Origin of the sequence: Bradyrhizobium sp. in8p8 (genome assembly GCF_000426845.1) — a bacterium.
In the GTDB taxonomy this organism is placed as follows: Bacteria; Pseudomonadota; Alphaproteobacteria; order Rhizobiales; family Xanthobacteraceae; genus Bradyrhizobium; species Bradyrhizobium japonicum_C.
Window position 1 is genome coordinate 331,184 of the sequence record NZ_AUGD01000006.1, and the last position, 24,062, is coordinate 355,245.

Genomic DNA, 24,062 nt, shown 5'->3' on the forward strand with positions numbered 1-24,062 from the left:
CATACTCATTGCAGGAGCGGGGTCCGCAAGTCGAGGGTCAGCGGAAACTCATTTGTGCGTTCCTCCGGCGGCGGCTGCACCGGACCGGGGGTGTGGCCATGGTCCTGGAAGCGCGCCAGCCGCCGCGCCTCGGCCTCATAGGTATTGACCGGCTTGGTGTCGTAATTGCGCCCGCCGGGATGGGCGACGTGGTAGACGCAGCCGCCAAGCGAGCGTCCGTTCCAGGTATCGATCAGATCGAACGTCAGGGGCGCATGAACGGGGATGGTCGGGTGCAGACCGGAGGCCGGCTGCCAGGCCTTGAAGCGGACCCCGGCCACAGCTTCCGTCGAGCGGCCGGTTGAGGTCATCGGCAGGCGGCGTCCATTGCAGGTCACGATGTGGCGGCCTTCGACGAAGCCCTCGGCCTTGACCTGGAGCCGCTCGACGGATGAATCGACATAACGCACGGTGCCGCCGGCCGAGCCCTCCTCGCCGAGCACATGCCAGGGCTCCAGCGCCTGGCGCAGTTCCAGGGTCACTCCGCCATGATGCACGCGGCCGAAGGCGGGAAAGCGGAATTCGAGCTGGGCCAGGTACCATTCCGGCTCGAACGGATAGCCGAACTGCTTCAGCTCGGTGAGTACGTCGAGGAAATCTTCCCAGATGAAATGCGGCAGCATGTAGCGGTCGTGCAGCGCGGTGCCCCAGCGCACGAACTTGCCCGCCAGCGGCTCGCGCCAGAACTTCGCGATCAGCGCGCGGATCAGGAGCTGCTGCGCCAGCGACATACGCGGATCGGGCGGCATTTCGAGAGCGCGGAATTCGACGAGGCCGAGCCGGCCGGTCGGGCCCTCCGGCGAATAGAGCTTGTCGATGCAAATCTCGGCGCGGTGGGTGTTGCCGGTGATGTCGACGAGCAGATGCCGGAACAGCCGGTCGACCAGCCACAGCGGCGTCTGGGTGCCCGGCGGCGGCACGTGCGAGAGCGCGATCTCGAGCTCGTAGATGCTGTCATGGCGGGCTTCGTCGATGCGCGGCGCCTGGCTGGTCGGGCCGATGAAGAGGCCGGAGAAGAAGTAGGACAGCGATGGATGCCGCTGCCAGTACAGCACGAGGCTCTTCAAGAGATCCGGCCGGCGCAGGAAAGGCGAATCCTGCGGGCTCGAGCCGCCGACCACGACGTGATTGCCGCCGCCGGTGCCGGTGTGGCGGCCGTCGACCAGGAAGCGGTTGGCGCCGAGGCGCACCTTCGCCGCGTCCTCATAGAGTCCGGAGGTGATCTCCACCGCGTCGCGCCAGCTCCTCGCCGGCTGGATGTTGATCTCGATGACACCTGGGTCGGGCGTCACCTTAATCACCTCGATGCGCGGGTCGAACGGCGGCGGGTAGCCCTCGACATGGACGGGAAGCTGCATCTCTTCGGCGGTATCTTCCAGCGCCGAGACCAGCTCGAGATAATCCTCGATGCGCTCGACCGGCGGCATGAAGGCGCAGATCACGCCGTCGCGAATCTCGATCGCCAACGCGGTGCGCACAGGAATTGCCGTGTTGAGATGCTCGGGAGCCGTACGCGGCGGCGCTGGCGGCCGGGCCATGCGCGTGAAGACGGGCAGCTTGCCCCGGGGCTCCATCGGGTCCTGCTCGACGATGTAGGGATACTGGTTGGGCGGGACGTGAGCGAGCGAACCGATCGGCAGGCGCAGGCCGAGCGGAGAATCACCCGGCGTCAGGAATAGATGATTGCGCCGCAGCGACCAGCGCTCGCTGCGCCAGCGCGGCGGCGCATTCCAGCGTTGGACCGGCAACACGAAGCCGCGCGGCGTGGTCAGGCCCTGGTCAAACACGCGCGCCATGCGTGCGCGCGCCTCCGGATCCGACAGTTTGGAATCGGTGGGGTCGACGTTGACCGGGAGCTCGGCCTCCTTCTGCAGCCAATAGGCGGGATCCTCATAGGCCGGCATGATGTAGCCGAGATCGAGGCCGAGCCGCGCCGCTGTGCCTTCCATGAAGGCCTCGGCATCCCGGACCTCGGGACGCCGTGGATTCTCGATCTTCGCGATGAGGTCGGCGTTCCTCCAGATCGGCACGCCGTCCTTGCGCCAGTACAGGCCGAAGGCCCAGCGCGGCAGGCTCTCGCCCGGATACCACTTGCCCTGGCCGTAGTGCAGGAGGCCGCCGGGCGCAAAGCGCGTGCGCAGCCGGCGGATCAGATCGTCGCCGAGCGCGCGCTTGGTCGGGCCGACGGCTTCCGTATTCCACTCCCCAGCTTCGGGATCGTCGACCGAGACGAAGGTCGGCTCGCCGCCCATGGTGAGACGCACGTCCGCGCTGGCGAGATCGCCATCGACCTGCTCGCCGAGATCGTCGAGGCGGGCCCAGGATTCGTCCGAGAACGGCTTTGTGATGCGCGGCGCCTCGCGGATACGCTTCACGCTCATGTCGAAGCTGAATTCGACCTCGGCAAAGCCGGCCCCGCCGGAGATCGGCGCCGCCGAGCGATAGTGCGGCGTGGCAGCGACGGGAATATGCCCCTCGCCGGCAAGCATGCCCGAGGTCGCGTCGAATCCGATCCAGCCTGCGCCCGGCAGATAGACTTCGGCCCAGGCGTGCAGATCCGTGAAATCGTTCTCGACTTCCGGCGGTCCCTCGATCGGATCGATGTCGGGACGGATCTGGATCAGATAGCCGGAGACGAAGCGCGCGGCCAGCCCGAGATGGCGCAGCGTCTGGATCAGAAGCCAGGCGGAGTCGCGGCATGATCCTGCGCCGGAGGCAAGCGTCTCCTCCGGCGTCTGCACGCCCGGTTCCATCCGGATGATGTAGCGGACTTTCTTCTGAAGCTCGCGATTGAGCTCGACCAGGAAGTTGACGGTGTTCGGGGCCTCGTGCGGGATCGAGTCGAGAAACCTGGCGAACAGGCGATCGGGCTTGATGGTCTCGAGATAAGGCGCAAGCTCGGTCTTGAGATCATCGGGATATTCGAACGGAAAGCTGTCGGCGTAAGGCTCGACGAAAAAGTCGAACGGGTTGACCACGGTCATCCGCGCCGTGAAATCGACCTCGAACTTCAGCTCGGTGGCCTTCTCGGGAAAGACATAACGCGCGACCCAGTTGCCTTGAGGATCCTGCTGCCAGTTCACGAAATGATTGGAGGGCGTGACCTTGAGCGAATAGCTCAAAATCGGGGTACGCGTGTGCGGAGCCGGCCGCAGCCGGATAGTCTGCGGGCCAAGATCGATCGGACGGTCGTATTTGTAGTGCGTGACGTGGTGTAGCGCGACGTAGATCGACACGGGGTGCGGTGCTCCAGCAGCTTTTTTGAGCAGAACACCTGAGGTGGGTGCGATCAAGCACTAACAACGGGCAGAGCGTGCCTATGGCACGGGCGAATGGCGGCAATGATGCCATTCGCCATTCGCTATCTCCTGTTCGCTCGCTGCAAACGTCGCGACAAGGAGACGCCGGGCAGCCTACGCCGCCGACGTCAGCCGCTGCAGGAACTGCGTCACCTCGCGCCGGAGCGTCTCGACTTCGCCATAGACGCGCTCGGAGGCGCTGTTGACGCGGCCGGCGACGCGGCCGGTATCGGCGGCAGCTTCGCTGATGCCCGTCACGTTGGAGGAAACTTGCGACGTGCCGACCGAGGCTTCTTGGACGTTGCGGGCAATTTCGCGCGTCGCGGCGCCCTGCTGCTCGATCGATGCTGCAATGCTGGCCGTGATGCCGTTGATCTCGGAGATGGTCTGCGCGATCGCCTCGACGGCCGCGACCGAATTGGTCGTCGAATGCTGCATCTCGCCGACCTTGGCGCTGATCTCCTCGGTCGCCTTCGCGGTCTGGTTGGCGAGGCTCTTGACTTCGGAGGCCACCACCGCGAAGCCGCGGCCGGCCTCGCCAGCGCGGGCCGCCTCGATCGTGGCGTTGAGCGCGAGGAGGTTGGTCTGCGAGGCGATCTCGCTGATCAGCTTGACGACGTCGCCGATCTGCATCGCGGCATCCGCAAGCGTGCGGATCTCGCTGCCGGCCCGATTGGCCTCGTTCACCGCCCGCCCCGTGCTCGCGGTCGAGCCGGCCACCTGGCGGTTGATCTCGGCGATCGATGATGCGAGCTGCTCCGCGGCGCTGGCGACGGTGGCGACGTTGCGCGAGGCCTGGTCGGACGCACTGAGCACGCCGGAGGTCTGCCGGCTGGTCTTCTCCGCCGCCGCGGCCATCTGACCGGCGTCGGATTCGAGATCGGTCGCGGCGCACATGAGGCCGCCCGCGACTGCGTCGAGATGCGTACCGAACTCTCGCGCGAGGCCGGCGATCTCCACAACGCGGCGGCCGAGGCTGTCGGTGCCGGCATTGATGACGACCGCCGAGCGACGGAACGAGCCGGGCAATCCGCGCGCGAGGATCTTGCGGAAATACCTGCCGCGGCTTGCATAGTCCATCGACGCCGAAGCCTCGCGGACGAAGGCGTCGGTGATGTCGAGCATGTCGTTGACGGACTTCTGGATCGCACCGATCCGCCCGGCCTGGCGCTCGGTCATGATCCGGGCCTCGAGATCGCCGCGCGCCGCCTTGCGGCACACGTCGGCGACCTCATCGACGTCTACCGCCGTGCGATGCTGGCACCAGACGGCATAGCCAAGCAGAACGAACGTCGCGCCAGGCAGAGCGGCACTGGCGATTCCGGTCACACCGAGAAATGAAAGAAGGAATGCAACGAGGGCAAGAACACACGCGAGCGCGGTCGCTCCCTGCGCCTTAGAGAGAGAGCACAAATTCATCGTAACCGACACCCTGTTGCTTGAGCAGCCCGACCATCGCCTCGAAGCTCGCATGCATGCCTTCCTTGGCATTGGCATGCCGCGCTTCCTCCGCGCATAGCGTCTTGTAGATCGGCTTGATGCGATCGATCTGCGCGGGGTCGGGCTTGCGACGGTTGGAGTGATAGCCGACGACATTACCACGCTCGTCGAATGTCGGCGTGACGTGGGCCAACACCCAGTAATGGCTGCCGTCCTTCGCCAGATTGACCACGTAGGCGAAGATTTCCTGCTTGGACTGGAGCGTGTCCCACAACAGCTTGAACACGGCACGCGGCATGTCGGGATGGCGGATCAGGCTGTGGGGCGCGCCCATCAGTTCCTTCCACGAGTACTTCGCCATCCGGATGAAGACATCATTGGCATAGGTGATGCGCCCCTTCAGATCGGTCTTCGATACGATCAACTCCTCCTCACCGAGGAGATTCTCCACCCCAGTGGGACGTATCGCTTGCATCTGTTGGACCCTCACGCAAAGGCCGGCCCCACAACGCTGTGGAGCCGCATCATACCCTCGTCTACGACAACAATGTTAACCGAATGTAAGCTCGGGAATCTTGCAAGCGGCGCCCGACTCCGTAGCACTACGTAGCGAGCCGTCGTTGCATCTCGTTGAACCACACGCGAGTGCGGGGATCGGCGTGGAGCAACGACTGCCGGTGTGACTGCGTGGGTCCCGCGACGGCGCTCGCGCAACGCGACTACATCGTCGCGCCCAGCACCCAGGGCGCGAACTCGGCACCGCCGAAGTCGAAGCTCTCGCTCTTGGTCGGCTTTCCCGAGGCGGTCTTGAGGATGAGATCGAAGATGCGCTGTCCGCACTGCTCGACGCTCTCCTCGCCTTCGAGGATGGTGCCGCAATTGACGTCCATGTCCTCTTCCATGCGCTTGTACATCGGCGTGTTGGTGGCGAGCTTGATCGAAGGCGCCGGCTTGCAGCCGAACACGCTGCCGCGACCGGTGGTGAAGCACACGAGATTGGCGCCGCCGGCGACCTGACCGGTGGCTGCAACGGGGTCGTAGCCAGGTGTGTCCATGAACACAAAGCCCTTCTTGGTGACGGGCTCGGCATAGCGCAGCACTTCGACGAGGTTGGTTGTGCCGGCCTTCGCCATCGCGCCGAGCGATTTTTCCAGGATGGTGGTGAGCCCGCCGGCCTTGTTGCCGGGACTCGGATTGGCGTTCATCTCGGCGCCTTCGCGCGTCGTGTATTCGTCCCACCAGCGCATGAGGTCGACCAGCTTCTCGCCGACCTCACGGCTGACGGCGCGGCGCGTCAGCAGGTGCTCCGCCCCGTAGGTCTCCGGCGTCTCCGACAGGATCACGGTGCCGCCGTGGCGGACGACGAGATCGCTCGCGGCGCCGAGCGCCGGATTGGCTGACACCCCGGAATAGCCGTCCGAGCCGCCGCATTGCAGCGCTACGGTAAGCTCGCTCGCCGGCACCGTCTCACGCTTCACTGTGTTGGCATCGGCGAGCGCCTCGCGGACGAAGGCGATGCCCGCCTCCACGGTCTTGCGGGTGCCGCCGACCTCCTGGATGTCCATTGCGCGCAGGCGGCCGGCGAGCTTCTGCTCTTCCATCAGGCCGCCGATCTGGTTCACCTCGCAGCCGAGGCCGAGCACGATGACATGCGAGAAATTGACGTGCCGCGCATAGCCTCCGAGCGTGCGACGGAGCAGCGCCAGCGGCTCGTTCTGCGTCATGCCGCAACCGGTCTTGTGGGTCAGCGCGACCACGCCGTCGACATTAGGGAAGTCGGCCAACGGATTGTCGCCGCTGAAGGGGTTCTTCTTGAAGACGTCGGCGACGAGGCTTGCGACATGCGCGCTGCAATTCACCGAGGTGAGGATGCCGATATAGTTGCGGGTGGCGACGCGGCCGTCCGGGCGGCGGATGCCTTCGAACGTCGCCGGCAGGTCGAAGTTCGGCGTCGGCTTGACGTCCGCGCAATAGGCGTAGTCCTTGGCGAAGTCGCCCATGCCGCAATTCTGCACGTGCACGTGCTGGCCCGGCGTAATGGCCTGGGTCGCAAAGCCGATGATCTGGCCATAGCGCTTGATCGGTTCGCCCAATGCGATCGGCTTGATCGCGACCTTGTGGCCGGAGGGAATGCGATCGACCGTGGTCACGCCGTCGGCGACCACCGTTCCCGGCGGCAGGCTCGCGCGTGCGATCACCACACCATCATCTGGATGCAGGCGGATGACGGGGCTGATGGCCATGGCGAGTCTCCTTCGGAGGCGAATGGTGAGTGGCGAATGGAAAATGGGGAGTAGCACTATTCGCTACTCCCCATGCGCCATTCGCGCGTTTCTTAAGCCTTGCCGCCGGAATCCTTGCGGGTCGCGTTGACCTGCATCCTGGCGTAGGTCGTCATCAGGCCGACTTCGTTCGACAACGTCACCAGCTTGAAGCCCATGTTGATGGCGCGCGCCGCGCCTTCGGCGCCGCTGCAGTGGATGCCCGGATTGAGGCCGCGCTTGCCGCACTCCTTGATGATCTTCTCATAGATGGCGAGGATCTCGGGCTCGGTCCGGTCAAGCTTGGGCTCGAGGCCGTAGGAGAAGCCGAGATCGGACGGACCGATATAAACGCCGTCGATGCCTTCGACGTCGAGGATCGCTTCCATGTTCTCGACTGCCGTCCTGGTCTCCATCATCGGCAGCAGCACGATCTCATCGTTGGCCGTCTTCTGGTATGAGCCCGCGCTGCCGTACATGCCGGCGCGGATTGGACCGTTGGAGCGGACGCCCTTCGGGGGGTACTTCGAATAAGAGACCAGGTTCCGGGCTTCCTGCGGCGTGTTGACCATTGGGCAGATCACGCCATAGGCGCCGCCATCGAGCACCTTGCCGATGATCCCCGGCTCGTTCCAGGGCACGCGGACCATCGGCGTGACCGGATGCTTGTCCATGGCCTGGAAGCACTGCACCATGGACAGATAGTCCTGCACGCCGTGCTGCATGTCGACGGTGACACTGTCAAAGCCGCATTGCGCGATCATCTCGGCCGAGAAGCCGGAGGGGATTGCCAGCCAAGCGTTGACGACCGCCTTGCCCGACTTCCAGATTTCCTTGACCTTGTTCGCCACGTTGCCTTCCTTCCCTGTTGCTCGCACTCGCCGCGGATCGCGTTGGGCCGCACTTTGAGCGAAAAAAAGCGTGAATGTCCATGGCTCTTGCCGCGCACGCACGCATATCTGGGTTCACCCCTCGGCTATTGTCTCATCCGCGCTTCCGCGCCCCGCCAGACTCTGTTCGAGTTCGCCGAGCATCTCCTGCAATTCGACGAGCTTGCGCGCCCCAAAGCGGCGCGTGATCTCGGCATAGATTGCCTCCGACGTCGGCGCCACGGCGGCCATCAGCTTCACGCCCTCTTTCGAGATCGAGACCATGCTGCGGCGCTGGTCCGCTTTCGCTGTCTTCCGTTCGATCAGATTGCGGGCCTCAAGGTCGCGCAAAATGCGCGACAGGCTCGGTCCGAGCAGGAATGCGGTGCGGGCAAGTTCCGTGACCTCCACCGCCTCGATGGCCGCAAGCGCCCGCAGGATGCGCCATTGCTGCTCGGTCAGACCGTGCTCGCGCAGCGAGGGACGAAACTGCCGCATCACCGCCTCCCGGGCCCGCAGCAACGACATGGGCAACGAACGCGAGAAGTCGCGCATCGGCACGTGCCGGGCGGCAGGCGCGTTTCCGTCGGCGGGATCAGCAAGTTTCTTCGTCATGACGCCCTTTCAAGCCGCAAAACGTTTGCAGTGCAGCAAGTCGAAATCGTGTTGACGCATTCACTTAACATGTTAAGTATCGTTCAGCACCACGATTTGTAAGATCACAAATGGCGCTTTCCAGCGACGATATCCAAGCTTGCGCGAGGCGTCTGCACCAGGCGGAGAAGACCCGCACGCAGATCCGGCAGCTCTCGCAGGACTTTCCCGACATCACCATCGCTGACGCCTACGCGATTCAGAAGGCCTGGGTCGACGTCAAGATCGCCGAGGGCCGCGTGGTGAAGGGCCACAAGATCGGCCTGACCTCGAAGGCGATGCAGAGCGCGCTCGACATCGACGAGCCGGATTCCGGCGTGTTGCTCGACGACATGTTCTTTACCGACGGCGGGATCATCCCGACCGAACGCTTCATCGCGACGCGCGTCGAGGCCGAGCTCGCTTTCGTCATGACCAAGCGACTCTCCGGGCCTAGTTGCACGATGTTCGACGTGCTCAATGCCACCGATTTCGTCGTGCCGGCGCTGGAGATTTTGGACACGCGTATCGAGCGCGTCGATCCCAGGACCAAAACGACGCGAAAGATCTATGACACCATCGCCGACAATGCGGCGAATGCCGGCATCGTGCTCGGGGGACGGCCGATCCGTCCGCTCGACACGGACCTGCGCTGGATCGGCGCTCTGTGCTTCAAGAACGGCCAGCTCGAGGAGACCGGTCTTGCCGCCGGCGTGCTCAATCATCCCGCCACGGCCGTGGCCTGGCTCGCCAACAAGATCGCGCCGCTTGGGCTCGCGCTGGAGCCAGGCCAGGTCGTACTGGCCGGCTCTTTCATCCGTCCGATCGAGACCCGCAAGGGCGACACAATCCAGGCCGATTATGGCGCCTACGGCTCGGTGAGCTGCTACTTCGCTTAGGCGAACAAGAAGGCAGGGAGTGAAACCGCGATGCCGCATTTCACGATCGAATATTCAGCCAATCTCGACGGCCGTCTCGACATCGCGGCGGTGTGCGAGGTCGTGCGCAAGGCCGCGGTCGAAACCGGCATCTTCCCGATCGGCGGCATCCGCGTTCGCGCCATCCGCTGCGAGCACTATGCGATTGCCGACGCAAGGCACGATTACGGCTTTCTCGATATGGTGCTGCGCATCGGCGAGGGCCGCGATCTCGAGACGCGTCAGAAGGCCGGCAGGCATGTCTTTCAGGCGCTCTCGAAACACCTCGATCCTGTCTTTGCCGCCAGCAAGTTCGCTCTATCGTTCGACATGCAGATCAACGACAAGGACACCAGCTGGAAACGCAACAACATCCACGACGCCCTGAAAGCGGAGGCCGCCCATGGATAAGCCCGCTCCGAAAACCGATGTGTTCCAGGCCAACCGCGACCGCGTCGCGCCGTTGATGAAGAAGCTGCGTGCCGACGGCATCGGCCACATGATCGACGGCAAGACCGTTGCCTCCATCTCAGGCGAGACGTTCGAGACCAAATCGCCCGTCGATGGCACGACACTGGCGAGCGTCGCGCGCGGCACCGCCGAAGACGTCGATCGCGCCGCAACGGCCGCCGCGCTGGCCTTCAGATCCTGGCGCGACATGGGCCCGGCGATGCGGAAGAAGCTGCTGCACCGCGTTGCAGATGCCATCGAGGACAATGCCGAGGACATCGCGGTGCTCGAATGCATCGATACCGGCCAGGCCTATCGCTTCATGGCCAAGGCGGCGATCCGCGCCGCGGAGAATTTCCGCTTCTTCGCCGACAAATGCGCGGAGGCGCGCGACGGGCTCAACACGCCGAGCGACGAGCACTGGAACGTCTCGACCCGCGTGCCGATCGGCCCGGTGGGCGTGATCACGCCGTGGAACACGCCGTTCATGCTCTCGACCTGGAAGATCGCACCGGCGCTGGCCGCGGGCTGCACCGTCGTGCACAAGCCAGCGGAATGGTCGCCGGTGACGGCGTCCATCCTGGCTGAGCTCGTCAAGGAGGCCGGCGTCCCCGACGGCGTGCTCAACACCGTGCACGGTTTCGGCGAAGAGGCCGGCAAGGCGCTGACCGAGCATCCCGCCATCAAGGCGATCGGCTTCGTCGGCGAGAGCGCGACCGGTTCTGCAATCATGATGCAGGGCGCGCCGACCCTCAAACGCGTGCATTTCGAGCTCGGCGGCAAGAACCCCGTGATCGTGTTCGACGACGCCGATCTCGACCGCGCGCTCGATGCCGTCGTGTTCATGATCTACTCGCTCAACGGCGAGCGCTGCACGTCGTCGAGCCGCCTGCTGATCCAGCAAACCATCGCGGATAAATTCGTGGAGAGGCTGACCTCGCGCGTGAAGGCGCTGAAGGTCGGCCATCCCCTCGATCCCGCAACCGAGATCGGGCCGCTGATCCACGAGCGGCACCTCGCCAAGGTCTGCTCCTACTTCGACGTCGCGCGGCAGGACGGTGCTGTGATCGCCGTCGGCGGCAAAACCCATGACGGCCCGGGCGGCGGGCACTATGTCGAGCCGACGCTGGTGACCGGCGCGCACGGCAAGATGCGGGTTGCGCAGGAGGAGGTGTTCGGTCCCTTCCTCACCGTGCTGCCGTTCAAGGAAGAAGCAGACGCGATCGAGATCGCCAACGACATCCGCTACGGCCTCACCGGCTATGTCTGGACCAACGACATGGGCCGGGCGCTGCGCGTCGCCGACGCGCTGGAGGCCGGCATGATCTGGCTGAATTCGGAGAACGTCCGCCATCTGCCGACGCCGTTCGGCGGCATGAAGGCCAGCGGTATCGGCCGCGACGGCGGCGACTATTCGTTCGACTTCTACATGGAAACCAAGCACGTCTCGCTGGCGCGGGGCACGCACAAGATTCAGAAACTGGGGATCTGAGTCATTCCGGGGTGCGACGTAGTCGTGGGCCGGAATCCATTCGTCGACCGACTCTGTTGCACGATGGATTTCCGGGTTCGGCTCTACGAGCCGCCCGGAATGACAAAATTGGGGAAACGCCGATGCCGGTACCGCAGCACATCTTCGAGCCGCCGTTCAACATCATCCGTTCCAGTCACGTCGTACTCGACGTGACCGACCTGCAGTTGAGCCGCGCGTTCTACGAGACCACGGTCGGGCTGCATGTCGAAGATGCGGACGATCAGGTCGTCTATCTGCGCGCCGCCGAGGAGCATCAGCATCATTCGCTGGTGTTGCGCAAAGCCGCCGCTCCGGCCTGCGCGCGACTTGGCTTCAAGGTGGGCAATGATGGCGATCTCGACAAGGCCGCCAAGTTCCTCTCCGAGAACGGCCTCTCCTATTCGTTCGCCGACCAGCCCTTCCAGGGCCGCACGCTGCAGTTTACCGATCCGTTCGGCTTCCAGATCGAGCTCTACGCGTCGATGGACCGGCGGCCGCATCTCTTGCGTCGCTACGATCTCTACCGGGGCTGCCACCCCCAGCGGCTCGATCATTTCAACGTGTTCGCTGCCGAAGTGCAGGACACGATGGAATTCTACGCCAAACTCGGCTTCCGTCTCACCGAGTACGCCGAGGAGGATGGACCCAGCGGGCGCATCGCCGCAGCCTGGATGCATCGCAAGGGCAACGTTCACGACTTCGCCATGACCAACGGCAGGGGCCCACGCCTGCACCATTTCGCCTATTGGACGCCGACCGCGATGAACATCATCCATCTCTGTGACGTCATGGCCTCGCAAGGCTTCGTGAAGAACATCGAGCGAGGGCCAGGACGCCACGGCATCTCGAATGCGTTCTTCCTCTATGTGCGCGACCCCGACGGGCACCGCCTCGAACTCTACACCAGCGACTACTTCACGGGCGATCACGATCACGAGCCGCTGCGCTGGTCGCTGCGCGATCCGCGCCGCCAGACGCTGTGGGGCGCCCCTGCCCCGCGCTCCTGGTTCGAGCAGGGCTCGCCGTTCACGGGCCAGGCGGTGCGCGAGCCGAAATTCGTCGCCGACGTGCTGGTGGCGGATTGATGATGCTGCCTCGCTTCGCGACCTATTCCGTCAATGGTGCAACCAGGTATGGCGCCGTCGTGGACGGCGGCCTCGTCGATCTCTCTGCGCGTCACGCCAAGGACTATCCCACACTGCGCGAGGTGATCGCGGCCGGCAAGCTCGTGAGCCTTGCGGAGGAAGCCGGCGGCCGCGCGCCGGATCATGCGTTCGCCGACATCGCCTGGCTGCCGCCGGTGCCCGCGCCGGAGAAGATCATCTGCATCGGCGTCAACTATCCCGACCGCAATGCCGAGTACAAGGATGGCCAAGACGCGCCGAGATATCCGAGCATGTTCATGCGCTCGCCCCGCTCGTTCGTCGGCCACGACACGCCGCTGGTGCGCCCGCGCGCGTCCGCGCAGCTCGACTATGAGGGCGAGATCGTGCTCGTGATCGGCAAGCAAGGCCGGCACATTCCGGAAAGCGCCGCGCTCGACCACGTCGCTGCGCTCACGCTCTGCAACGAAGGCTCGGTACGCGACTGGCTGCGCCACGCCAAGTTCAATGTGACCCAGGGCAAGAATTTCGATTCCAGCGGCAGCTTGGGTCCGTGGCTCGTGCCCTACACTCAGGAATCGCAGATTGCGGACGTCAGGCTCACCACGCGTGTCAACGGCGAGCTGCGGCAGGACGACCGCACCAGCCGGTTGATGTTTCCGGTCCGCTATCTCCTGAACTATATCTCGACCTTCGCGACGCTCGTTCCCGGCGATATCATCGTCACGGGCACGCCGACCGGCGCGGGTGCCCGGTTCGATCCGCCGCGCTACCTGAAGCCCGGCGACGTCGTCGAGGTCGAGGCCGAGGGCATCGGACTCTTGCGCAACGGTGTCGTCGACGAAGCCTGACCAACCATCGAAGTGGAATGATGCAATGACCACCCTCACCGGCGGCGAAGCGATCGTAAGCGGGCTTGTTGCTCACGGCGTCGACACCGTATTCGGCCTGCCCGGCGCGCAGGTCTACGGCCTGTTCGACGCTTTCCACCAGGCCGAGCTCAAGGTGATCGGCGCGCGGCACGAGCAGGCCTGCGGCTACATGGCATTCGGCTATGCGCGTTCCAGCGGCCGGCCCGGCGTGTTCAGTGTCGTGCCCGGCCCCGGCGTGCTCAATGCCAGCGCGGCGCTGCTCACCGCGTTCGGCTGCAACGAACCGGTGCTCTGCGTCACCGGCCAGGTACCGACGCAGTTCCTCGGCAAGGGCCGCGGCCATCTGCACGAGATGCCGGACCAGCTCGCGACTTTGCGCACCTATGTCAAATGGGCCGAGCGGATCGAATATCCCGGCAATGCGCCGACGATCGTCGCGCGCGCCTTCCAGGAGATGATGTCTGGCCGGCGCGGACCCGCCTCGGTCGAGATGCCCTGGGACGTCTTCACACAGCGCGCCGATACGGCGGCAGCCCAAATGCTGGAGCCGCTGCCCGCGCCGCAGCCAGACCCGGACTTGATCAAGCAGGCGGCCACGCTCATCAAGAACAGCAAGGCGCCGATGATCTTCGTCGGCAGCGGTGCGATCGAAGCAGGCGAGGAGATCCTCGAGCTTGCCGAGATGATCGATGCGCCTGTCGTCGCCTTCCGCAGCGGCCGCGGCATCGTCTCCAACGCGCATGAGCTCGGACTCACCATGGCCGCCGCCTACAAGCTCTGGCCCACGACTGACCTGATGATCGCCATCGGTACCCGAGCAGAATTGCCGGCATCTGGCTTCCGCTGGCCGTATCAGCCCACGGGACTGAAATCCATTCGGATCGACATTGATCCGGCCGAGATGCGCCGGATTATCTCCGATGCCGCTATTGTGGCCGACGCCAAGGCAGGCACGGCCGATCTCGTGACGGCCGTGAAGAAGGCGGGCTATGTGAGGAGCAGCGACCGACGGGAGAAAATCCGGGAGGCGACGGCGTCAGCGCAAGCCGAAATCCAGCGCATCCAGCCGCAGATGGCGTACCTCAAAATCCTTCGCGATGTGTTGCCCGCGAATGCGATCGTCACCGATGAGCTGTCGCAGGTCGGCTTCGCCTCCTGGTACGGCTTCCCGGTTTACCAGCCGCGCACCTTCATCACGTCGGGCTATCAGGGTACGCTCGGCTCGGGCTTTCCGACCGCGCTTGGCGCCAAGGTTGCGAACCCCGACAAGCCGGTGGTGGCGATCACCGGCGACGGCGGGTTCATGTTCGGCGTGCAGGAGCTTTCGACCGCGGTGCAGTTCAACATCGGCGTGGTCACCCTGGTGTTCAACAACAACGCCTATGGCAATGTTCGCCGCGACCAGCGCGAACGTTTCGACGGCCGCGTGGTGGCATCGGACCTCGTCAATCCGGATTTCGTCAAGCTCGCGGAGTCCTTTGGCGTCGCCGCTGCGCGCGTCACCGCGCCGGATCAGTTCAAGGCCGTGCTAGAGAAGGCCCTCAACCACAATGGGCCGTCTCTGATTGCGGTCGAGGTGCCCAGGGATTCGGAAGTGAGCCCCTGGGCGTTCATCCACCCGCCGAAGCCTTGATATGAGCAGCGCCCTGCAAGCGCGCGGCTGCAATCACCAGCAAGCCGGCGCCTGCGACTGACCAGCAGGCGATCGGCGCCCAATGCAGCAGCGGCGCGTATTCCGGCATCTTCTGCAGGCCGCCGGCAACCGCTGCCATCCGCGCGAAGGTTCCGAGCGCGAGCGCAGAGAAGACGAGGCCCGTCACCTTGCCTTCTGCGCCGGTGGAGCCGATGGCGAGCGCCGCCGAGACCGCGCTTATCAGCATGCAGCCCCACGCGGCGCCGGCGAGGAATTGTGCGGCGATCAGAACATTGAGGCTGCCGGCGAATTCGGCCGCTGCGATCGCCGCGGCGCCGAACAGGCCGGCAGCACCCATCACGATAAGGCCGCCGCGATGCTTGACCACGAGGCTCGCCGGAAACATCGCGATGTTGAAGCCTATCCAGAATACCGGCATCAGCCATTGCAGCTCGTCGGGCTTGGCAAAGCGCAGATAGGACGGTCCGCTGTTCATGGCAAAGTGCAGTTGATACCCGAACGCCAGGGCCACCATCGCGACGATGAAGGCGATCGGCACCAAGCCAAGCGGCTTGGCCGCCTCGGCCGGCGTCGGCGGCGGCGTATCCTGCGCGACATCGGACTCGATCCGTGACAGCGCCAGCGCGGTGAGCAGCAGCACGAAGCTGGAGATGACGAAGGGCAACCTTGCGTCGTGCTCGCGCAGCACCACGCCGAGATAGGGCGAGACCGCGCCGGCGACGCCGTAGCCCAGCATCGCCAGCGCCGCGAGGAACGGCACCTGGGGCTTGGCGCGGTATTTTCCGAGAAGAGTGAGCGGCGGCGCGCGCAGCGCAGAGGACGTGATCGACCAGATCACGATCAGTGCAATGAACCAGACTTGCGCGGCCGGACCGGCGCCGGCAACGAAGGGGAGCGCGACGAAGGCGCCGCAGGAGATCGCAGCCATGAGCCCGACGAACAGGCCGAGTCGCCCGACATGGGGCGTCAGCTTGTCCGCCGCGATACCCATCGCCGTGTCGGCAATGGTGAAGATGCCTTGGTCCAGCATGAGGATGAGGATGACGGCGCTCGGAGCGATGCCAACCTCGGCCGCGAGTCTCGGCAGATAAACGACATAGGTCGTCCACCCCAGCGTGAACATCAGTTGCAGCGCAGCGAGATAGAGGCCTGTCCGATTCGCCGCGCCCGTGCCGGCCGAGAGCTGTGTGGTTGTCATGTCGCCGCCTCCCCGTCTCCAGCTTAGACGAGCAAGGGCTGCGAGGAAACGGATCAGCGCGTCCTGCGGAAGGTCAGATTAAGCCGCTTCCGCCCCAGCAGCGAATGCTCGCCATCGGCAAGAGGGGCCACGCCGTGATAGGAGAGCCTGCTGGCGCCGCCCCAGACCACCACGTCGCCATGCACCAGGCGAAAGCGGCGCGGCTTGTCGCTGCGCGCCGGGCCGCCGAACAGGAAGGTCGCGGGCAGGCCGAGCGAGACCGAGACGATCGGCGCCGAATAATCCAGCTCGTCCTTGTCCTGATGCAAGGACAGCCGCGCGCCGGGCTCGTAGCGGTTGACGAGGCAGGCATCGGGCGCAAAGTCGGCGAAACCGCCCTGCTCCGCGGCGCGGCGGGCGAGATCGCGGAACAAAGGCGGCATCGCCGGCCATGGCGCGCCGGTGCGCGGATCGACCGGGTCGTAACGATAGCCGGTGTGATCGGTGATCCAGCCGCGCTCGCCGCAATTGGTCATCGCCACCGACATCTGGTGGCCGCCGGGCGTGGTCATGCGCCGGAACGGAGACTGCGCCACGATGGCGCGCACCGCTTCGATCAGCTCGCTCTCGATCGGCGTGACGAAGCCGCGCAGCAGCACGGCGCCGTCGGCGATCTCCTCGCGCGACGGCTGCGCCTCGGCAACACTGTCGAACAGATCACCTGTCAATCGCAGCGCTCATTTCGCATCGTGAAAGATCATCCCCAGCGTATGGCGCTGGCCGGACCTGATACGGCTGACGCCATGGCGCAGATTAACGCGGTAGGTGCCGCGTGTCCCCTGCACCGGGCGGTGATGCACGGCGAAGGCGACCGCATCGCCCTGCCCCAGCGGCACGACCTCCGCACGCGATTGCATGCGGGGCCGCTGCTCGGTCAGCACGAACTCGCCGCCCGTGAAATCGCGCCCGGGTTCGGACAGCAGGATCGCGACCTGGAGCGGGAACACGTGCTCGCCATAGAGGTCCTGATGCAGGCAATTGTAGTCGCCGGCCTCATATTGCAACAGCAGCGGCGTCGGCCGCGCCTGCCCGGCGTCGTGGCAGCGCTTCAGGAATGCGGCGGGCGTGACGGGATAGCGGATGTCGATCCCCATCGCCTCGTTCCAGCGATTAGCGACGCCTTGCAGATGCGCATAGAGCGCCGGGCGGAGCTGCGCGATCAGCTCGGGCAGCGGATAGGAGAAGTACTTGTACTCGCCGCGGCCAAAACCATGGCGGCCCATGACGATACGGCTGCGGAAGTGCGTGTCCTGCGGGTAAAGTGCGGCGACGGCGCGGCACTGGTCCGGCGTGAGCAAGCCCTTCAAGACCGCGCAGCCTTGGACGTCGAGTTCGCCGGTGATCCGGGACCAGTCGAGGGTGTCGACGTGGGCGGTGATGTCAGTCGCCGCATCGGCAGCGGGAACACGTTTCGCAATTGCCATGGCGACGACCTTCTCCACTTCCGTCATTCCGCGACGCGACGATGCGCGAACACGAAATCCATTCATCCACCGAGTGTGCGTTCGATGGAGTCCGGGTCCGCGCCCAAGGGGCGCGCCCCGGAATGACGGATGGGGGTGTGGCAGATACCGAGGGCAACAACCACCCGATTTCCGATGCCCCTCGCCGTCATAGCGAGCGCAGCGAAGCAACCCAGTATCCGCTGCGCCACCGGTCCGGATTGCTTGGTCGCTGCGCTCCTCGCAATGACGGGTGAAACGGCTCAGCCCCGCACCGGGAGCGTCACCACGTCGTAGCCGTGCCTGATCGTGCGCCTCAGCACGGGGTCTTCCAGCTCGAAGTCGAATCGGTCGGCGGGACGGATGCCGCCTTTCGCCGCGAAGGTGCCGCCGAACATGGCGCAGCCATCGGGCAGCTTGCCGCCGTCAAAGCCGCGCGCGATGAGATCGTCGACCGGCAGCATCGCGTCCAGCGTGCCCTCCTGGTAGAGCACGCGCTCGCCATTGATTGTGGCGTAGGACCGCAGGATCATCTTGTCCCAATGGGTGATGACGTCTTCGATCTCCCACAGCGTCGAGGCGATCGGCTTGTCGCACATCTGCTTGGAGACCGTGACGTTGTAGGCCTCGACCTTGCGGTCGGTGTGATCGGAGCCGCAACCGACGAAAATGCGGCCCTGCCAGCCGATCAGCACGAACTCGACCTCGCCGGAGGAATCGCCGCCGCAGACCTCGATGACGTCCTCCTGGGTTAGCCGCCGCGCCGAGCAGCGGTAGTAGATCGGCGTCGAGGCCGGACGTGCGATGCCGACGGCTTCGAGTTCAGCGATGTGCTTGTCGCGGGCCACGGGATCGCGTCCGGTCCAACCCGCTATGACGGCCTGGTCGATCGCCAGCGTCAGCGGCGTGGTGGTGCCCTGCGCGTCGATGGTGAAGGTGAGATCAAACACGGATGACGGTCTCCATGCCGGCAGCAAGTTCGAAGATGCGGCGGTCGGAGCCGCCGGCGCCGGCCAGCATCAGTCCGACGGGAACATCGCCGTCGCGATGACAGGGCAGCGAGATGGCGCAGCCGTCGATCAGATTGATCAGGCTGCAATTGCGCAAGGCGCGGATATTTTCGCGGGTGAATGCCTGATCGTCGGCGAGGTCGGCGATTTTCGGCGGCGTGTTGGGTGTGGTCGGCAGCACCAGCGCGTCATAGGGCGCGACGCGCGCGTTGACGCGGGCGATCAGAGAACGGCGCTCATTGAGGAGATCAATGTAGTCGGCGGCGCTCTGTGCCTCGCCGCGCATGATCCGCACCGAGACCCTGGGATCGTAGACGTCGCCCTTAGACGTGATGAGATAGCGATGCCAGGCATAGCTCTCGGACGCCGCGAAGCCGCCCTTGGCGTTCATCGGGCCGATGTCGTGGAATTCGGCCATCTCGATGCGCTCGATGATCGCACCGTGATCGGCGAGCGATTTCAGCGCGCGTTCGAAGGTCGCGGCGACCTCAGTATCGAGGTCGTCGAGCGCGATCGTGGTCGGGACCGCAAGCCGCATGCCTTTCACCGGCCGCGGCCTGAGCGCGCTGATCGGCTCGTTCGCGAGGACGGCATCCAAAATGGCACAGCAGCTGACCGATCGCGCCAGCGGCCCGATGCTGTCGAGCGAAAACGAGAGCGGCACGGAGCCATCGAGCGGCACGCGGCGCTGCGTCGGCTTGTAGCCGACAATCCCGTTGAAGGCGGCGGGAATCCGGCAGGAGCCGCCGGTATCGGTGCCGAGCGCAGCATGCGCCATGCCGTCGAGCACGGACACCGCCGCGCCCGAGGACGAGCCGCCGGGCACATGGCCCTCGGCCCGGTTCCAGACCCCCTTCGGCGTGCCATAATGCGGGTTGATGCCGATGCCGGAATAGGCGAACTCGGTCATGTTGGTGCGGCCGATCACGACGAAGCCGGCCCGGCGCAGCCGCGCCACCGTCGCGGCATCCTGCTCGGCCGGCGGGGAATCGTCGAGGGCGCGGGACCCCGCGCGTGTCACCTGCCCCTTGATGTCGAAGAGATCCTTGATCGAGATCGGAATCCCGGCATAGGGCGACGGCGCCGCCTTGGCCCTCCGCAAGGCGTCCATCGCGTCGGCGGCCGCAAGGGCGGCGTCGTTGTCGACATGGATGAAGGTGCGCTGCCCTTCGCCGGCGGGGTCGGCGATCCTGGCGATGCACGCCTCGACCAGCTTGCGTGCGGTCGTGCGGCCGCTTTCGAGGTCTTCGGCGAGCTTCGCCAGTGTCGGAAAATCGGGCATGTCTGTCTCACGGAATATTGGCGCGCGCAATCTATAGCGCTGCCTCAGTTCGACACAAGCATTGTGCGCATGATGGCATGCATGCGCATTGCTGGACCGTTGACGCGCGATGGTCGATTGTCGCATCAAGTTCGAAACAGGCGGGCGCGAGGCCTGTCCTTTGGGAGGAGACGCCAATATGGCCGAACCGCAGCGCGCGCGACCGAAACCGACGCCGGAGACCCAGCATTTCTGGGATGGCACGAAAGCTGGCGAATTGCGCCTGCAGCGCTGCGACGCCTGCGCGCATGTGTACTTCCCGCCGCGTCCGTTCTGCCCATCCTGCGCCTCGCGCAAGGTCTCGGTCTTCAAGGCGAGCGGCAAGGGTTTTCTCTACAGTTACGTGATCAACCACCGCCCCGCCGCGCCCGGCTTCACGCCGCCTTACGCGATCGCGGTGGTCGAGCTCGAGGAGGGTCCGCGAATGATGAGCAACATCATCGACTGTCCGCAGACGCCGGAGGCGCTCGAGCTCGACATGAAGCTCGAGGTCGCGTTCCAGGAGCTCGACGACAAGATCACCCTGCCCGTCTTCCGTCCGGCCAAGGGATAAGCCATGCGCAAGAACCAGGTTGCCGTCGTCGGCGCGGCCGAGACCACCGAGCTCGGCGTCATTCCGAACGCCTCGCAGCTCCAGCTCCATGCGGACGCCGCGCTCAACGCCATTGCCGACGCCGGGCTGAAACTGTCCGACATCGACGGCTTTGCCACTGCGGTCGAGACGCCGCAGCAGGTCTGCCACTATCTCGGCATCAAGCCGACCTGGGTGGACGGCACCTCGGTCGGCGGCTGCTCGTTCATGCTGCACGTCCGCCATGCCGCAGCGGCAATCGAGGCGGGCCTGTGCAAGACCGTGCTGATCACCCATGCCGAGAGTGGCAAGTCGATGATCGGCAAGGCGCCGCGCTCGATCCCTGCCGACAGCCTGCAAGGTCAGTTCGAGGCGCCCTACGGCGTCTACGGCCCGCCCAGCATGTTCCCGATTCCCGTGCTGCGCTTCATGAAGACCTACGGGATTACGCACGAGCAGCTGGCGTCAGTGGCGGTGGTGCAGCGGGAATGGGCCGCGAAAAATCCGCGCGCGATGATGAAGGACCCGATCACGGTCGCCGACGTGCTCAACTCGCGCATGATCGCCTATCCATTCCGGCTCCTGCAGTGCTGCCTCGTCACTGACGGCGGCGGCGCGCTGATCCTGACCTCGGCCGACCGCGCCAAGGACTTTCCGCGCAAGCCCGTCTACATCATGGGCACCGGCGAGAGCGTGGAGACGCCGATGGTCAGCCAGATGGAGACCTTCAATTCCTCGCGCGCGTTCAAGGTCGCAGGGCCTTTGGCATTCAAGGAGGCCGGCATCGCGCACAAGGACGTCGATCATCTCATGATCTACGATGCGTTTGCGCATCTGCCGCTGTTCGGCCTCGGGGATCTCGGCTTCATGCCGTATGAAGAGACCGGCCAGTTCATCGCCGACGGCAATACGCGGCCCGGGGCTAAGCTGCCGCTCAACACCAATGGCGGGGGCTTGAGCTACATGCATTCGGGCATGTACGGCATGTACGCGCTGCAGGAGAGCGTGCGCCAGATGCGCGGCATCGCGCCCGCGCAGGTGCCGAATGCGAAGATTTCGGTGTGCCACGGCGTAGGCGGCATGTTCGCCGCGAGTGGCACGATCGTGTTTACGAACGAGAGGTAAGCGGCGCCAACAACACATGCTTGTCATTGCCGGGCTTGACCCGGCAATCCATCTTCTGAAGATGGATACGCGGGTCAAGCCCGCGCGTGACGGACTGGGTTGGCCGCGGCCGCGAAGACAACATTGAGAGGCTAGCATGTCGAAATCACTGCAAGACAAGGTCATCATCGTCACCGGCGCGGGCCGCGGCATCGGGCGCGAGATCGCGCTGCTTTGCGCAGGCGAAGGCGCCAAGGTCGTGGTCAACGATCCCGGCGGCGCGGCCGACGGTGCCGGCGCGAACGCAGCGCCCGCCGAAGAGGTGGTCGAGGAGATCAGGAAGCGCGGCGGCATGGCCGTCGCCAACTTCGAGTCGGTGGCGGAAGCGGTTCCTGCGAGCAAGATCGTGAAGACCGCCACCGATCATTTCGGCCGGCTCGACGGAGTCGTCAACAATGCCGGCATCCTGCGCGACATGATTTTCCACAAGATGAGCGTGGAGGCGTTCGAAGCGGTCATCAAGGTGCACCTGATGGGCTCGTTCTATGTCAGCCATGCCGCGGCACGTATCTTCCGGGAGCAGGAGTCGGGCTCGTTCGTGCACTTCACCTCGACCTCGGGCCTGATCGGCAATTTCGGCCAGGCCAACTACGCCGCCGCCAAGCTCGGTATTGTCGGTCTCTCCAAGTCGATCGCGCTTGACATGGGCCGCTTCAACGTCCGCTCCAACTGCGTCTCGCCCTTCGCCTGGACGCGCATGATCGGCACCATCCCGACCGAGACGGAAGCGGAGAAGGCCCGCGTCGAGAAGATCAAGCAGATGGGGCCGGAGAAGATCGCTCCGCTCTGCGGCTATCTGCTCGGCGATTCCGCCAAGGACGTCACCGGCCAGATCTTCGGCGTGCGCATGAACGAGATCTTCCTGTTCAGCCAGAACCGCCCGATCCGCTCGGTGCAGCGGAGCGAAGGCTGGACGCCGCAATCGATCGCGGAACACGGCATGCCGGCGCTGAAGGGTTCGTTCTACAAGCTGGATCGTTCGGCCGACATCTTCACCTGGGATCCCGTGTAAGGATCTCGTCCAGCCGCATTTCAGACATTCCTGCCTTGCGATCTCCGGTTGTCTTCACCGGAGATTGCTCCGCTTTATGCCCGATTGCGGGCGGATGGTGGCCTCCCAACGAAATGGGAGGAAACCATGACAAGAATACTGACCAACCCCAAGGACATCCGTGCGACCGGCGGCCTCGGCCGTCGCGACCTCCTCAAGGGCGCGGCAACACTCGCCGCCTCCTCTGTCCTGGCATCACAGGCCAATGCCCGCGACTTCGGCGCCCATGCCGAGCCGCAACGCTATCCCGACCCCGACATCGTCGTCATCGACCCCAAACGCTTCAAGGCCAAGGTCGGCAACACCGCGATCAAGCGGCTCTACACCGGCTGCCTTTGGGCGGAAGGGCCGGCGTGGAACGCGCAGGGACAATATCTCGTCTGGAGCGACATCCCCGCCAACCGGCAACTCCGCTATCTCGACGACGACGGCCACATCTCCGAGCAGTTCCGTAAACCGTCGAATGAGTCCAACGGCAACTCGTTCGATACCGAGGGCCGTCAGCTCACCGCCGAGCGCACCCGCCTCGTCCGCTTCGAGCATGACGGCTCGGTGACCCCGCTCGCCGAGCAGGCGAACGGCAAGCCGCTCAACGGGCCGAACGACATGGTGGTGCATCCCAACGACAAGGCGATCTGGTTCACCGATCCTGGATATGGAGCGATCAGCATCTATGAAGGCAAGCTCGCCAAGACCGGCTCGCCCCAGCCCCATCAGAAGGAAGCCGTCTATCGCCTGGACACGCAGACCGGGCAGGTCGCGAAGGTCGCGGACGAGCCATTCAAGCCGAATGGCATCGCCTTCAGCCACGATTACAGGAAGCTCTATGTCTGTGACACCGGCGTCACGCATTATCCGCAAGCGGAGAACGTGGTGTGGTCCTATGACGTCGACGGCCCGAAGCTGTCGAACGCGAAGAAGTTGATCGACATGAAGCTCGACGGCAAATCAGGCTTTCCGGACGGCCTTCGCGTCGACACGGAGGGCAATATCTGGGTCGGCGCCGGTTGGGTCGGACCCGGCTACGACGGCGTGCAGGTGTTCGCGCCGACCGACGGAGCGCGGATCGGGCAGATCCTGTTGCCGGAGACCTGCGCCAATGTCTGCTTCGGCGGCAAGAAGCGCAACCGCCTGTTCATGACCGCGAGCCAGTCGCTCTACGCGGTCTATGTGGAGACGCAGGGCGCGCATTTCTGTTGAGACAAGCGAATAGTGG

21 protein-coding genes are annotated in these 24,062 nt (G+C 65.0%); 10 read left to right on the forward strand and 11 right to left on the reverse strand.

Annotated features, from left to right (window positions below; genetic code table 11):
* Positions 1 to 5: 5 nt before the first annotated feature.
* From K408_RS0118155 to hpaR, 6 genes are all read right to left on the reverse strand, one after another.
* Entirely contained in the window at positions 6 to 3,275 is a 3,270-nt protein-coding gene (locus tag K408_RS0118155) for a transglutaminase family protein (protein WP_024339719.1), read from the reverse strand.
* Between the two features lie 177 nt (positions 3,276 to 3,452).
* Entirely contained in the window at positions 3,453 to 4,757 is a 1,305-nt protein-coding gene (locus tag K408_RS0118160) for a methyl-accepting chemotaxis protein (protein ID WP_024339718.1), read from the reverse strand.
* A complete protein-coding gene (locus tag K408_RS0118165) occupies positions 4,735 to 5,253 on the reverse strand; it encodes a PAS domain-containing protein (RefSeq protein WP_024339717.1) in 519 nt (172 codons plus the stop codon). The genes K408_RS0118160 and K408_RS0118165 overlap by 23 nt, the downstream gene beginning before the upstream one ends.
* 244 nt (positions 5,254 to 5,497) lie before the next feature.
* The gene (locus K408_RS0118170) at positions 5,498 to 7,021 is read right to left on the reverse strand and encodes a UxaA family hydrolase (RefSeq protein WP_024339716.1); all 1,524 of its coding nucleotides are present in this window, start codon (positions 7,019 to 7,021) and stop codon (positions 5,498 to 5,500) included.
* Positions 7,022 to 7,113: 92 nt separating this feature from the next.
* Positions 7,114 to 7,890 (reverse strand): HpcH/HpaI aldolase family protein, encoded by a 777-nt coding sequence (locus tag K408_RS0118175; RefSeq protein ID WP_024339715.1) that lies wholly within the window; start codon positions 7,888 to 7,890, stop codon positions 7,114 to 7,116.
* 114 nt (positions 7,891 to 8,004) lie between these two features.
* A complete protein-coding gene (gene hpaR, locus K408_RS0118180; protein ID WP_024339714.1) occupies positions 8,005 to 8,523 on the reverse strand; it encodes a homoprotocatechuate degradation operon regulator HpaR in 519 nt (172 codons plus the stop codon).
* A gap of 110 nt (positions 8,524 to 8,633) precedes the next feature.
* Here hpaR and hpaH point away from each other — a divergent pair, with 110 nt between their 5' ends.
* The 6 genes from hpaH to K408_RS0118210 all read left to right on the forward strand — a co-directional run bounded on the left by hpaH (position 8,634) and on the right by K408_RS0118210 (position 15,029).
* Entirely contained in the window at positions 8,634 to 9,440 is an 807-nt protein-coding gene (gene hpaH / locus K408_RS0118185; RefSeq protein WP_024339713.1) for a 2-oxo-hept-4-ene-1,7-dioate hydratase, read from the forward strand.
* 30 nt (positions 9,441 to 9,470) lie between these two features.
* Positions 9,471 to 9,869 carry a 5-carboxymethyl-2-hydroxymuconate Delta-isomerase gene (locus K408_RS0118190; RefSeq protein ID WP_024339712.1) on the forward strand — a complete coding sequence of 133 codons (399 nt, stop codon included), beginning with the start codon at positions 9,471 to 9,473 and terminating at the stop codon, positions 9,867 to 9,869.
* Positions 9,862 to 11,400: a 5-carboxymethyl-2-hydroxymuconate semialdehyde dehydrogenase gene (gene hpaE / locus K408_RS0118195; RefSeq protein WP_024339711.1), complete on the forward strand. Its 1,539-nt coding sequence runs from the start codon at positions 9,862 to 9,864 to the stop codon at positions 11,398 to 11,400. The genes K408_RS0118190 and hpaE overlap by 8 nt, the downstream gene beginning before the upstream one ends.
* Before the next feature lie 122 nt (positions 11,401 to 11,522).
* The gene (gene hpaD, locus K408_RS0118200) at positions 11,523 to 12,506 is read left to right on the forward strand and encodes a 3,4-dihydroxyphenylacetate 2,3-dioxygenase (protein WP_024339710.1); all 984 of its coding nucleotides are present in this window, start codon (positions 11,523 to 11,525) and stop codon (positions 12,504 to 12,506) included.
* The gene (locus tag K408_RS0118205; RefSeq protein ID WP_024339709.1) at positions 12,506 to 13,375 is read left to right on the forward strand and encodes a fumarylacetoacetate hydrolase family protein; all 870 of its coding nucleotides are present in this window, start codon (positions 12,506 to 12,508) and stop codon (positions 13,373 to 13,375) included. Before hpaD ends, K408_RS0118205 begins: the two co-directional genes overlap by 1 nt.
* Before the next feature lie 25 nt (positions 13,376 to 13,400).
* The gene (locus tag K408_RS0118210) at positions 13,401 to 15,029 is read left to right on the forward strand and encodes a thiamine pyrophosphate-dependent enzyme (protein WP_024339708.1); all 1,629 of its coding nucleotides are present in this window, start codon (positions 13,401 to 13,403) and stop codon (positions 15,027 to 15,029) included.
* Here the strand turns inward: K408_RS0118210 and K408_RS0118215 are convergent.
* From K408_RS0118215 to K408_RS0118235, 5 genes are all read right to left on the reverse strand, one after another.
* Positions 15,007 to 16,248 (reverse strand): MFS transporter, encoded by a 1,242-nt coding sequence (locus K408_RS0118215; protein WP_024339707.1) that lies wholly within the window; start codon positions 16,246 to 16,248, stop codon positions 15,007 to 15,009. The genes K408_RS0118210 and K408_RS0118215 overlap by 23 nt on opposite strands.
* Before the next feature lie 53 nt (positions 16,249 to 16,301).
* A complete protein-coding gene (gene alkB / locus K408_RS0118220) occupies positions 16,302 to 16,955 on the reverse strand; it encodes a DNA oxidative demethylase AlkB (protein ID WP_024339706.1) in 654 nt (217 codons plus the stop codon).
* A 9-nt stretch (positions 16,956 to 16,964) separates the two neighbouring features.
* Positions 16,965 to 17,711: a 2OG-Fe(II) oxygenase gene (locus K408_RS0118225; RefSeq protein ID WP_024339705.1), complete on the reverse strand. Its 747-nt coding sequence runs from the start codon at positions 17,709 to 17,711 to the stop codon at positions 16,965 to 16,967.
* A 281-nt stretch (positions 17,712 to 17,992) separates the two neighbouring features.
* Positions 17,993 to 18,679 (reverse strand): DUF2848 domain-containing protein, encoded by a 687-nt coding sequence (locus tag K408_RS0118230; RefSeq protein ID WP_024339704.1) that lies wholly within the window; start codon positions 18,677 to 18,679, stop codon positions 17,993 to 17,995.
* Positions 18,672 to 20,021: an amidase gene (locus K408_RS0118235; RefSeq protein ID WP_024339703.1), complete on the reverse strand. Its 1,350-nt coding sequence runs from the start codon at positions 20,019 to 20,021 to the stop codon at positions 18,672 to 18,674. Before K408_RS0118235 ends, K408_RS0118230 begins: the two co-directional genes overlap by 8 nt.
* Positions 20,022 to 20,199: 178 nt before the next feature.
* Here K408_RS0118235 and K408_RS0118240 point away from each other — a divergent pair, with 178 nt between their 5' ends.
* From K408_RS0118240 to K408_RS0118255, 4 genes are all read left to right on the forward strand, one after another.
* Entirely contained in the window at positions 20,200 to 20,613 is a 414-nt protein-coding gene (locus tag K408_RS0118240) for a Zn-ribbon domain-containing OB-fold protein (protein ID WP_024339702.1), read from the forward strand.
* Positions 20,614 to 20,616: 3 nt separating this feature from the next.
* Entirely contained in the window at positions 20,617 to 21,756 is a 1,140-nt protein-coding gene (locus K408_RS0118245; protein ID WP_024339701.1) for a thiolase C-terminal domain-containing protein, read from the forward strand.
* Between the two features lie 136 nt (positions 21,757 to 21,892).
* Positions 21,893 to 22,807, forward strand: coding sequence for an SDR family NAD(P)-dependent oxidoreductase (locus tag K408_RS0118250; RefSeq protein ID WP_024339700.1), 915 nt, complete (start codon positions 21,893 to 21,895; stop codon positions 22,805 to 22,807).
* A 126-nt stretch (positions 22,808 to 22,933) separates the two neighbouring features.
* Entirely contained in the window at positions 22,934 to 24,046 is a 1,113-nt protein-coding gene (locus K408_RS0118255) for an SMP-30/gluconolactonase/LRE family protein (protein ID WP_024339699.1), read from the forward strand.
* The last annotated feature ends 16 nt before the right edge of the window (positions 24,047 to 24,062 follow it).